Source organism: Atribacter laminatus (assembly GCF_015775515.1).
Taxonomy (GTDB): Bacteria; Atribacterota; Atribacteria; order Atribacterales; family Atribacteraceae; genus Atribacter; species Atribacter laminatus.
This window is the reverse complement of sequence record NZ_CP065383.1, coordinates 1420686-1432565: the sequence shown is the minus strand read 5'-3', so window position 1 is coordinate 1432565 and position 11880 is coordinate 1420686. Positions and strand designations below refer to the sequence as shown.

The 11880-nt window shown below is 39.3% G+C and carries 9 protein-coding genes; 4 read left to right on the top strand and 5 right to left on the bottom strand.

Going from position 1 to position 11880, the window contains the following annotated elements:
* Positions 1-194: 194 nt before the first annotated feature.
* Both RT761_RS06570 and RT761_RS06565 read right to left on the bottom strand, forming a co-directional pair.
* On the bottom strand, positions 195-1283 hold the full coding sequence (locus RT761_RS06570) for a 6-phosphofructokinase (protein WP_218113275.1): 1089 nt from the start codon (positions 1281-1283) through the stop codon (positions 195-197).
* A 5-nt stretch (positions 1284-1288) separates the two neighbouring features.
* Positions 1289-1963: a cyclase family protein gene (locus tag RT761_RS06565; protein WP_218113274.1), complete on the bottom strand. Its 675-nt coding sequence runs from the start codon at positions 1961-1963 to the stop codon at positions 1289-1291.
* Between the two features lie 92 nt (positions 1964-2055).
* Here RT761_RS06565 and RT761_RS06560 point away from each other — a divergent pair, with 92 nt between their 5' ends.
* Both RT761_RS06560 and glgB read left to right on the top strand, forming a co-directional pair.
* Entirely contained in the window at positions 2056-2925 is an 870-nt protein-coding gene (locus RT761_RS06560; protein WP_218113273.1) for a ribonuclease H-like domain-containing protein, read from the top strand.
* The gene (glgB, locus tag RT761_RS06555) at positions 2919-5114 is read left to right on the top strand and encodes a 1,4-alpha-glucan branching protein GlgB (RefSeq protein WP_218113272.1); all 2196 of its coding nucleotides are present in this window, start codon (positions 2919-2921) and stop codon (positions 5112-5114) included. Before RT761_RS06560 ends, glgB begins: the two co-directional genes overlap by 7 nt.
* Before the next feature lie 288 nt (positions 5115-5402).
* Here the strand turns inward: glgB and pdxA are convergent, their stop codons facing one another.
* The 3 genes from pdxA to fsa form a co-directional block, all read right to left on the bottom strand.
* On the bottom strand, positions 5403-6431 hold the full coding sequence (gene pdxA / locus RT761_RS06550) for a 4-hydroxythreonine-4-phosphate dehydrogenase PdxA (protein WP_218113271.1): 1029 nt from the start codon (positions 6429-6431) through the stop codon (positions 5403-5405).
* Positions 6428-7579 carry a pyridoxal phosphate-dependent aminotransferase gene (locus RT761_RS06545; RefSeq protein ID WP_218113270.1) on the bottom strand — a complete coding sequence of 384 codons (1152 nt, stop codon included), beginning with the start codon at positions 7577-7579 and terminating at the stop codon, positions 6428-6430. Before RT761_RS06545 ends, pdxA begins: the two co-directional genes overlap by 4 nt.
* Positions 7580-7958: 379 nt before the next feature.
* Positions 7959-8612: a fructose-6-phosphate aldolase gene (fsa, locus tag RT761_RS06540; protein WP_218113269.1), complete on the bottom strand. Its 654-nt coding sequence runs from the start codon at positions 8610-8612 to the stop codon at positions 7959-7961.
* Between the two features lie 799 nt (positions 8613-9411).
* On the opposite strand from fsa, the gene RT761_RS06535 reads away from it, so the two are divergent.
* Both RT761_RS06535 and RT761_RS06530 read left to right on the top strand, forming a co-directional pair.
* On the top strand, positions 9412-10908 hold the full coding sequence (locus RT761_RS06535; protein ID WP_218113268.1) for an AMP-binding protein: 1497 nt from the start codon (positions 9412-9414) through the stop codon (positions 10906-10908).
* 256 nt (positions 10909-11164) lie between these two features.
* Entirely contained in the window at positions 11165-11860 is a 696-nt protein-coding gene (locus RT761_RS06530) for a lipid-binding SYLF domain-containing protein (protein ID WP_218113267.1), read from the top strand.
* Positions 11861-11880 lie beyond the last annotated feature (20 nt).

Here is an 11880-nt window from a genome sequence, read left to right as displayed (position 1 = left end):
AAGAAAAAGGCACACCCCCCTTAAATCCCCCCTCAATGGGGGAATATATTCAACAATTCCTCTCCTTGGAGGGGTGCCATTTACGGCGGGGAGGGTGCTTTTCATTCGTCATTTTAAGGCTATTTATTCTGAAGCCGTGAAGATTTCATTCCTAGTTCTCGTCCTTGTTTATCTTTCTAAATAAAATTGCATTCCTACTCCCCTAAACAGGTTCCGGTAGATCGAGCAACCTGCAGCAAAGAATGGTTCAAAGGTATAATTTTAAGCTTTTCAATGGCTTTTTTAATGGGAGTCGGCATTATTTCATTCCCTCTCAAAGCCGGAAACAACCCAAATTGTTCTTGGGCAACCAAATCCACTGCCGCCGCTCCAAAACGGCTGGCGAGCACGCGATCGTAGGGAGTAGGAGAACCACCTCTTAATAAATGGCCAAGAATTACTACTCGCGTTTCAATACCGGTCTTTTCTTCAATCTGCTCACCAATAACGTGACCAATACCACCTAAACGAATTTGGTCATGACTCTCTTCAATTTTTCGTAAAATGGTATAATCTCCGCCTTGGGGTTTCGATCCCTCGGCAACAACCACTATGCTAAACTTTTTTCCGGCGGCAATTCGTTTACGAATAAAAGTACACACATTGTCGATATTGTAATGAATTTCTGGGATGAGAATCACATCACCACCACCGGCTATTCCCGAATGAAGAGCAATCCAACCGGCATAACGGCCCATCACCTCAACGACCATAACCCGATGATGGGCTTGAGCGGTGGTATGAAGTCGGTCAATTGCATCGGTAGCAACCCATACCGCAGAATCAAAACCAAAAGTAAAATCGGTTTCTGACAAATCATTATCAATGGTTTTTGGTACACCCACTATGCTTAATCCTTTTTTAATAAAACAATTAGAAATATGAAAAGTCCCATCTCCACCAATTGCAATTAGTGCTTGTAATCCCATAGAGTGATAATTATCTATTACTTCTTGAGAAAGGTCCTTAAAGCAAAGTTTTCCATATTCAGTGCAAGGGTATTTGAAAGGATTGGCTTTGTTAGAGGTTCCCAAAATCGTTCCTCCCAAGGGCATAATTCCTGATACATCATTATATTGAAGAGTTCTCCATCTCCCCTCTACTAATCCGGCAAAACCATCAAATATCCCATAAACTTCCATCTGGTAATCTAATATAGCTTTTTTTACTACAGCATGAATCACAGCATTAATCCCTGGACAATCGCCACCGGCGCTGAGTACTCCAACTCGATGAATAGGCATATATTTCACCTCTCTAAAATTGCAACCGCTCGTGCAAAACTACTGTCAATCCCTTCTACTCGATAAGGAAAAGCTAAAAACACGAAAGGGGCAATGGTAATTTGGTCTAAGTTATCCAAGCCTTCGATTAGCAAAATATCTTGAGCCATGAGGATTTGATGAAACTCACGGGTTTTTTCAACGTTCTTTCCCAGATGAAAATGAGCGTCAATTCCCACCATTTTTACTCCATGGTCGCGAAGCCAAATTCCTGCTTCCGGAGAAAAAGAAGGGAGCAATTCTCTTTTACCAGTTTGTTTGACCTTTTGGAGATTCTCTTGATCACAATTTCGCCCAAGAACAATATCGCCCTTCTCAATTTTTTCGCCCAATTGGGCCTCAAGGTAATCAGCAGTCACTTCATTATGAGCTTCACTGACATCAAAAAAATCACAGAACCAAGCTCGACCACAAAAGGCTTCGAGTGAAAACTGCTCCAAATCTTTCCCGTTCTCAAAAAAATGAGCCGGGCTTTCAATGTGGGTTCCAACATGAGAATGAGTAAAAATTTCGTGCTTCCAAGTTTGATCGTGCAAATAACTTCGTTCGACCCGAAAAGGACGAGTAGGTGTCCCTGGAGGAACTATTTTCTGGGAAAGATCAACCAGCTTAAGATCTTTGCTAGCAAATAAGTTTATCATATCAATCCTCCTGGCATTGGAATTCTATCCTGAATATTTTACAATATAAAAAGAAATATGAAACCACCATGCCCCAGAAAGAAGGATATTCTATGTTATTCCATACATTTTGTCATGTCCCCTCAATAGGCGAGAAGACGGAAAGAAAAATTTGGCAGGAAGGAATTTTCAATTGGGACGATGCTCTCACTGATCCATTATTTCGAAAAATTCTTCCTGGGAATATCTCAGATCGGGCATATTCGATGGTGGCTCGTTCCTATGAAAAGATCGAAAACAAAGATATCCGTTTTTTTAACGAAAAACTTCACAGTTTTAACCGTTGGAGAATTTTTTCTCATTTTCGTTCTGAAGCAGTATTCCTGGATATTGAAACCAGCGGATTGAATCCACCTAATGATTATATTACCGTTATCACTCTTTTCGACGGAAAGAAAATTAAAACCTATATACATGGTATCAACATGAAAGATTTCATTGATGATATTTTCCACTATCAAATCATCATTACTTTTAATGGAAAATGCTTCGATCTCCCTTTTATTGAAAGGTATTTTGATATTAAACTCCCACATATTCATTTCGATTTAAGATTCATGTTGAAAAGCATGGGCCTTTCCGGTGGATTAAAAGTATGTGAGAAATCTTTGGGAATAGATCGGGGCAAGTTGAAAGGTATCGACGGGTATATGGCAGTTCTTCTCTGGCAGAAATATTTAGAAGGTTGTACTGAAGCTTTAGAAACTTTGATTGCTTATAACGTCGAAGATACTGTCAATCTTGAAAAACTCATGGTGTATTATTATAACTATAGAGTGAGCGGGCTCTCTTTCCCCTATCTGGTTCTTGAGGAACCTCGAAAAAAAATTCAAATCTCTTCCCGGATTTACCCGGAGGTAATCAAAGAAATTCGCTATGAAAAATTGCGATTTTTTAAAGAAAGGGAGGGCTTAATTTGGTAGAATCCTTATCCCAAGAGGAGATACAATCCATTCTTAACGCCGATAGAAGTGATCCATTTCAAATCTTAGGAATGCATTCTCCGGACAGTGGTCAAGGGGTTTTTGTTCGATTATTTTACCCTGATCTTCTCTCTGCTGAGGTTGTTGATCCGGAAAAACCCGGTAAACCATGGACAATGGATCGTATTCATTCGGAGGGATTTTATGAAGTATTCATACCCAATCGGAGTTTTTTTCGGTATCTTCTGAAATTGACCAAAAAAAATGGTGAAATTATTTTAACCCGAGACCCTTATTCCTTTCTTCCTCTTCTATCCGACCTTGATATTTATCTTTTCAACGAGGGAACTCATTTAGCTATTTATGAATTCCTAGGGGCACACTCTAAAACAATAGACGACGCACCAGGAATGCTTTTTTGTGTTTGGGCTCCCAACGCTCAACGGGTGAGCGTTGTGGGAGATTTCAATAGATGGGATGGTCGAATCCACCAAATGAGAATGATAGGGACATCTGGAATATGGGAAATGTTTATCCCAAATGTATGGGCAGAAACACGATATAAGTTTGAAATTAAAACCCGAGAAGGGAATCTCCTTTTGAAATCTGATCCTATAGCTTTTTATGCCGAAAAGACTCCACTCACTGCTTCACTCACTTACGACCTAAGCGGTTATAGTTGGCAGGATCAAGATTGGATCGAAAAACGGAAATCATTAAGCCTTCTCACCACCCCAATGAGCATTTACGAAGTCCATCTTGGATCATGGAAAAAAGGAGAAAATTCTTCATTTCTCAGTTATCGTGATTTAGCACATCAACTGGTCGATTACGTTCGGGAAATGGGTTTCACCCATATTGAACTTCTTCCGATTTGCGAACACCCCTTCAATGGATCATGGGGATACCAGACCACTGGTTATTTCGCTCCCACCAGCCGTTTTGGAGAACCAAAGGATTTTATGTATTTTGTCGACTATTGCCATCAAAATGGAATTGGCGTGATTCTAGATTGGGTTATTGCTCATTTTCCCAAAGATGGTCATGGACTGGGACGCTTTGATGGTACCGCTCTCTATGAACACGTTGATCCCCGAAGGGGAGAACATCCCCATTGGGGAAGTTATATTTTTAATTATGGTCGAAAAGAGGTGCGCTGCTTCTTAGTCTCCAACGCTATGTATTGGTTGAAAGAATACCACATTGATGGCCTGCGGGTTGATGCTGTAGCTTCTATGCTTTATCTTGATTATGGCCGAAATCAAGGTGAGTGGCTTCCTAACCAATACGGTGGGAAGGAAAACATTGAAGCCATTGATCTTATTCGCTACTTCAATGAAAGCATCTATCATCGATTCCCTGGAATTATGACTATAGCTGAAGAGTCCACAGCTTGGCCAGGAGTCACCCTTCCTCCATATACTGGAGGCTTGGGGTTCTTGTTCAAATGGAATATGGGGTGGATGAATGATTTTCTCGCCTACATGAGTAAAGATCCAATTTATCGTAAATACCACCACCAAAATCTCACTTTTCCTCTTATGTATGCATTTTCAGAAAATTTCATTTTGCCCTTGTCACATGACGAGGTTGTCCATGAAAAACGCAGCATGATTAATAAAATGCCTGGTGATTGGTGGCAAAAATTTGCCAATCTTCGCCTAAGCTATGCAACCATGTTTGGATTTCCGGGAAAAAAACTTCTCTTTATGGGAAACGAAATTGGCCAATGGAGCGAATGGGATCATGATGCTGGTTTGAATTGGAATCTACTCGATTATGATACCCATCGAAAGCTTCAATTATTTGTAAGGGATCTCAATTATTTATATAAGCAAGAAAAATCACTCTGGGAAATTGACAATTCTTGGAATGGTTTTGAATGGATCGATTGTGATGATTCAGAAAACTCAACTCTTTCCTTTGTTCGAAAAAGCAGAAACTCTGATGAATTTTTAATTTTTGCCTGTAACTTTACTCCCGTCCCACGCTTGGGATATCGACTTGGTGTTCCTAAAAAAGGTATTTACCACGAGGTATTGAACAGTGATTCTGAAAATTATGGGGGAAGTAATATTGGAAACCTTGGGCAGGTTTATGCTCAGAATATTCCCAGCCATGGAAAACCTTATTCGGTGGATTTAAATCTCCCCCCACTAGGTTGTGTGGTTTTAAAACCGATTTCCTAAAAATAGGAATAAATTGAAAAATGACATCATCAGAACCATTGTTTTTCAATGGCGTGGATTTCTCGCCTTTTTGTTTTCTCATAAAAAACATTTTTTTAAATGAGATTGCCACGTCGCTGCGCTCCTCGCAATGACGGAGTGGGCGGGTGAGATTGCCACGTCGCTGCGCTCCTCGCAGCGACGGTTTTAGAAAGGTATTTTTTGCTTTCTTTGAGCAACAAAAGATGCCTAGGGATCAGTCCTTATCAGGCAAAGCATAGAATCATGATAGATTGATCCCATGAGTTCCTAGTCTGAATTACTTTCCTTTTTTCCCGAAGTTCTTTTGATAAAATCTCGATAGGCAAAAGCATATTCAACCGCCCAGCGACAGGATTCAACCATGCTACGATGATTGGCTTTGCCCTGTCCAGCAATATCAAAAGCGGTGCCATGGTCAGGTGAAGTTCGAATAAAAGGAAGACCCAGAGTAACGCTTACCGTTCCATAAAAATCCATACATTTAGTAGCAATGTGTCCCTGGTCATGATAAAGAGAAAGCACCGCATCAAATCTTCCCTGTCGGGCAAACCAAAAAACCGAATCAGCAGGATAGATACCCTTTACATCAATTCCCAATTTTCGTGATTCTTCAATAGCCGGGTTTATTTCTTTGATTTCTTCTTGACCCAACAAACCATTTTCTCCTCCGTGAGGATTAAGAGCCGCAACAGCAATTCTTGCTGAAAATAGCCCCATTGAATTTAAATATTGATCCATTTCGAGTAAAAACTTATATATCTTCTCTTTTTTTACTTCCTTGACCGCTTCTAAAAGCGAGAGGTGACGAGTAAGAAAAAAAACTCGGAGTTGATCAAGTTGAAACATGGTCAATGCAACGGAACTTTTAGTTAATTCTTTAAAAATCTCAGTATGTCCGATAAACGGAACAGCAGCAAGATGCAGTGCTTCTTTGCTGATGGGTGCAGTCACCACTGCATCGACTTTTCCTTTTAAAGCTAACTGGATAGCGGTCTGAATATAATCAAAGCTACTTTGCCCCGACCGAGAAGAAACCTCTCCCCATCGAAAGGAAGATAAATCAACATTGCTGCAATCAAGAAGGTAAGGTCCTGGATTTGAAATCGATTCTGAAAATTTTTGCCAACTGATTGAAGTTTTAGTGACCTCCTCGGCCTGGTTTAATACCTTTCGATTACCAATAACCAGAGGGATAGCAGGGAAACTCCATTTTTGTAAAGTTTGTATAATAATTTCTGGTCCAATACCACTGGGATCCCCCAGGGTAATAGCAATAATTGGCAATCTTGGATTCATAGCTCACTCCGAGCAGCAATGATTCTTTTTATGCCCTCCTCGATTTCTCCTTTTTTCCTGCAGATTGAGATACGGATAAATCCATCCGAACTTTGCCCAAAAGTGTCACCTGGTGCAACAGCGACATGGCTTTTTTGAAGTAATTTTTTACAAAATTCAAGTGATTTCATACCAAATTCTCTGATATCCACCCAAACATAGTATCCACCGCCGGGACGATACACTTTAAAACCAGCATCTTCCAAACCTGAACAGCACAATTCACAGTTTTGCCGATAAGAATCAACCATCCTTTGAATCTCTTCTTCAGGCATGTCCAAAGCAATTTCAGCAGCCTTTTGCGATAGGTGGGAAGTACAGGCAATGAGATATTCGGAAACCTTCATTAAATGAATCAGGAGATCCTTTGGGACCACCATATATCCCACTCGCCAGCCAGTTAAGGCGTAGGTTTTAGAAAAGGAAAAAATACTGATTAATCTTTCCGGTCGAACATAACGGTACATCCCAAAATGCTCACCTTGATAGATATATTTTTCATAAGCTTCGTCGGATACAACTACCAGATTGTATTCTTCGGCCAAATCGGAAATCGACTTCATAACTTCTTCAGGAAAGACTACACCTAATGGATTAGAAGGAGTATTGACTAAAATCATTTTCGTTCTGGATGTTATAGACTTACGAATCGATTCAAAATCAGGTAAGTAATTATTCTCTGGTAAAAGAAAATATCTTTTTATCCGTCCTCCGCTTAGTTCGACCTGTGAGAAATGATTGGTAAAACCCGGATCAGGAATCAAAGCTTCATCTCCTGGGTCTAAAATGGTTCTAAAAGCAACCACGGTTCCAAAAAGTGAACCAGGGAGAATAACTACATCATCAGCTTCAACTCTCCAATTTTTATCTTTTAACAACTTTTTAGCTATCTTATCCCTTAGGGAATGAATACCAACAGTGGGTGTATATTTAATATCTCCTTTGGAATAAAACTCTTTTAAACCATCTAAAATAAAACTTGGGGTGGGAAAATGAGGTTCTCCTATCTCCAAGTGTATCGCATCAGGAATAGTCAGAGCCAATCCCATGAGCTCTCGAATTCCTGAGCGAGGTAATCTGGCGACATCTTCAGCAATATTTACCATCATAGCCTCCTATTATAAAGACAGTATCGAAATGCCTTCCATAAGTTCTATTATAAAATACCTCACTTTGAATCAAAATCCTACGTTTCACCCTCATCCTCACCTTCTCCCATCAAGGGAGAAGGAACTTTTAGTCGTCATTGCGAGACCTGGTTTTTTGAGGTCGTGGCAATCTCTTGAGGTTAATCTTTATTATTTATTCTCTTTTAAATCTACGGACAGGATAATCCAAATCCCTAAAAAAGATTTTAAAAAATTCTGTCATCATAAGTCAGTATCACTAAAATTCCTCCGCTGAGGGGGGGGTTAGGAGGGTGTGCCTTTCATCGGCGATCCTCATCCCTCGCTTTGTGAGGGGTGTATGGAGTTCATCTAAATCTATTTAAAAAGGTTTTTCTGGAACCTTTTCCCAATCGGTAAGAAAATTCTTTATACCAATATCGGTAAGAGGATGTTTGACTAAGCTCTTGATGACCGAATAAGGTATCGTAGCAACATGGGCTCCTATTTTCGCCGCTTCAACAACATGCATCGGATGACGAATCGATGAAGCAATAATTTGGGTATTAAACCCATAATTATCAAGTATGATTTTGATATCTCGAACCAAATTCATCCCATCCGAGGAAACATCGTCTAAGCGACCCAAAAATGGGCTTACATAAGTAGCTCCAGCTTTTGCCGCCATAAGAGCCTGCAATGGATTAAAAATAAGGGTGGTGTTGATTTTAATATTATCTTGAGACAAGGTTTTGATAGCTTTCAATCCTTCAGGAAGGATGGGTATTTTTACCACGATGTTTGGAGCCCATCCGGCAAGTAAGCGTCCTTCACGAATCATACCTTCAGCTTCGAGACTCACCACCTCAGCAGAAACTGGGCCATTCACAATATTACATATTTCCATGATGACTTCTTTAAACCCTCTCCCGGTTTTTGCTACCAAAGTCGGATTGGTGGTAACACCATCTAAAACTCCTAATTGCAAGGCATCTTTGATTTCCTTCACGCTGGCTGTATCAATGAAAAACTTCATTACCTCAGCCTCCCTTCATTGGTTTTAAATTCAATTAATTGCTTTTTTATATGGATTTGGATTTTTGGCTCTTATAATGATATTGTACCCCAAAACCTTTCGTCCTTCATAGCTTCATTTTAGAAATGATAAAGGACTTAATATTTTTTGAAAATTTCATACTCTTCCTTTATTTTTTTTTATTTGAATAGCAATTGATCAGACTTTCCTCGGTTCTGTTTATTACATCGGAAGAAATATTTACATGAATTATCTTAACCTGCGATTTGAACTCAAATTTCTGGTTGGTTGTGATATGTTATTCTATTATTTTATCCGAAAATATCATCAAATGAATTCCCCCATTGAGGAGGGTTATTTTCCTGAGCCTGCGCTTCTTTGCGGGCGTGAGGATCTCATCTGACGCTACGGGTGTCATCCTGAGCGGTGCTTTCCCGCGTGAGGATCTCATCTTTTAATTATTTTAAAAAAAATACTAAATGAGATTGCCACGTCGTTCAACCAAAAAACGGTTGACCTCCTCGCAATGACTGATTTAGATAGGGATTTTCATTCTTATCTGGTACCACAAAGTGGCATGGGTGTCCATCTTGATCATTTTTATCTACTCATCAAAGGTTTATTACTAATCCTTAAGGTTTTCTATTTTTTTTCTGACTGTTTTTTCTTATTTAACCAACAAAGAATAGCCAGATGGTGGCAGAAATAAGAAATATAGAATAAAATACATAAAGAAAATTGTTTTATACGGTATTTACACATTAAAAGGTTGACCTATATAAGCTTTGAGGAGGAAAGTATGATAACAACTATAACCGAAAGAATTCGAGAAATGAGTCAGGAATATGGGAAAAAAATTGCCGTTTCAATGGGAGACTGGTTTATAAACTATAATGAACTGGTTACTGAGATTGATAAAGAAGCTTTAAAATTGAAAAAGGCTGGCGTAAAAGAAAGAATGCGGGTTGTCATTGTACTTCCCAATCATTGGCATACTTTACGACTTATCCTCGGTTGTTTTCAAATTGGAGCAATTCCTCTGCTCTTATCGCCGAAATACCCTCCAAAATCAGTTGAAAAGATTTTCCAAAACGCCAAAGCCAGCTTGTTGGTTGCCCAATCATCACATCAAGAGCTTGCCGACCGACTCCCTTTCGCTGCTATTGGAGAAAATGGAGAAATCGGATTCCCTGATAAAATAGATGCAGCGGTTAACGATTTGCCCTCTTTTGACTCACCTATTGCCGCTTTCTTTTCAACTTCAGGAACAACTGGAATTCCCAAATTGGTTATGCTTACTCATAAAAACATCCTTTCGGACATCGATAGTTGTTTCGATTTAGTCGATATCTATCCTGAAGATCGCATGTTAGGTGTGCTTCCCATGTTCCATGTTTTTGGTTTTTCAATTGCCTACATGCTTCCTTTAGCCAAAGGGATGACCCTAACTATTGTCCCTTCACTTTATCCTGCAAACAACCTGATTGAATCACTCAAAAAATATCAATCTACAGTTTTTTTGGGTGTTCCAGCTGTCTTTTCAATATTAGCTGGTGCCCGTGCTAAAGTCCCCTTTGACTTAAGTCCTCTCCGTCTCCCTATTTGTGGTGGAGATGCTCTTCCTCAAAGAGTTCGAGAAGCTTTCGAAAAAGGTTTCGGATTAAACATCATGGAAGGATACGGGATAACTGAAGCATCCCCGGTGGTTTCCATCAATCCCTCTCCTCTTACCCGAGTACCAGGATCAGCAGGTCCGGTAATTGAAGCCATCAATCTTCGAATTGTTGATGACAATGGCAATGAACTGCCAACTGGTGAAATTGGAGAAATAATTCTTTCTGGAGATCCCATTTCACCTGGTTATTATAATAACCCTGAAGAAAACCAAATCTCATTCCGTAATCAGTGGTTTTACACTGGAGATTTGGGAAAAATAGATGAAAACGGTCTTCTTTATATCGAAGGCAGAAAAAAAGAATTGATTATCGTTTCTGGTTTTAACGTTTTTCCTCAAGAAATTGAAGAAATAATCATGTCATTCCCAGGAGTCGCCCGCACTGCAGTAGTAGGAGTTCAAAGAGCATCTCGTGGTGAAATGATTAAAGCCTATGTCGTGCCCAATGAAAACACAACTCTTGATCCAACCGAAATAGTAAGGTTTTGCCGAAAAGAATTAGCATCTCACAAGGTTCCTCGTATCGTGGAAATCGTTGCCGAGCTTCCTCAAACCGTTACCGGTAAAGTTATGAAATTTATGATTTCCTCTTCTGGTAATGAAATTGAAGTGAACGATTAAAATTTCGCTTTTATCCTTCCCTTCTCTTTAACGAGAGAAGGGATTTAAAATAAAACATCACTGTGATGAATTCAGTGACGTGGCAACCTCTTAGACTTAATCCTGGTTTTTCACCTCCCTCTTAGGGAAGGGAGTTGATTCCTGAATTTGTAAAAGATTTTCCCTCATCGTTTCGTGAATAAAAATCTATAGTTAAATAAATTAGAATATAATAGTGTTATAAATTTCCGTTAAGATGGAAAAAGGTGGTAAGGCAATGAATAAAACCAAAAGGTTTCTCTTGCTAAGTTTAATTCTAACCGTTTTGTTCTCATTAAATCCTATCGCCGATGCAAACGATGAAATAATCGATCAATCCATCGAAGCTCTTTACGACCTTTCGAAAATACCTGAGCGAGATGTATTCTTCTACCTTTTGGAAAACGCCGAAGCAATTGCTATTTTTCCCAAGGTAGTCCGATTAGGACTCGGATTAGGTGCTCAATATGGTGATGGTTTAGTATATCGAAAAGAATTTAATAAAAATGATTGGTATGGTCCAGCTTTTTATAAAATATATGGTGTAAGCTTTGGACCTCAAGCCGGAATTCAATCTACCAGCCTAATTCTTTTAATTATGAACCAGGAAGGGATGGAAATTTTTTATAATGATGGCTTAACTTTGGGAGGAAACGCAAGTATTGCTGCGGGGCCAATTGGAAGAAGTTTCTCTGCCGAAGTCGATTTGAACTTAGATTCTTCAATCTATTCCTATTCACAATCTCGAGGTTTATATATCGGTCTATCGGTCCAAGGGGCACAAATCAAGCAAAATAGTCAAGCAAATCGACAACTCTATAAAGAAAGAGTCGATCCAGAAGAAATTCTTATGTCAAAGATTTCATCAAACCCTACATCTTTGCGCCTAATACAAATGATAAAAGATTTAATTAGAAAAAATTCGACTGAATAATGGTTATTAAAGGAGGGTAA

What these genes read in the sequence shown, in the direction of transcription:
- RT761_RS06570 (WP_218113275.1), bottom strand. Translation starts at nt 1,283, where the DNA reads ATGCCTATTCATCGAGTTGGAGTACTCAGCGCCGGTGGCGATTGTCCA.
- RT761_RS06565 (WP_218113274.1), bottom strand. Translation starts at nt 1,963, where the DNA reads ATGATAAACTTATTTGCTAGCAAAGATCTTAAGCTGGTTGATCTTTCC.
- RT761_RS06560 (WP_218113273.1), top strand. Translation starts at nt 2,056, where the DNA reads ATGTTATTCCATACATTTTGTCATGTCCCCTCAATAGGCGAGAAGACG.
- pdxA (WP_218113271.1), bottom strand. Translation starts at nt 6,431, where the DNA reads ATGAATCCAAGATTGCCAATTATTGCTATTACCCTGGGGGATCCCAGT.
- RT761_RS06545 (WP_218113270.1), bottom strand. Translation starts at nt 7,579, where the DNA reads ATGATGGTAAATATTGCTGAAGATGTCGCCAGATTACCTCGCTCAGGA.
- fsa (WP_218113269.1), bottom strand. Translation starts at nt 8,612, where the DNA reads ATGAAGTTTTTCATTGATACAGCCAGCGTGAAGGAAATCAAAGATGCC.
- RT761_RS06535 (WP_218113268.1), top strand. Translation starts at nt 9,412, where the DNA reads ATGATAACAACTATAACCGAAAGAATTCGAGAAATGAGTCAGGAATAT.
- RT761_RS06530 (WP_218113267.1), top strand. Translation starts at nt 11,165, where the DNA reads ATGAATAAAACCAAAAGGTTTCTCTTGCTAAGTTTAATTCTAACCGTT.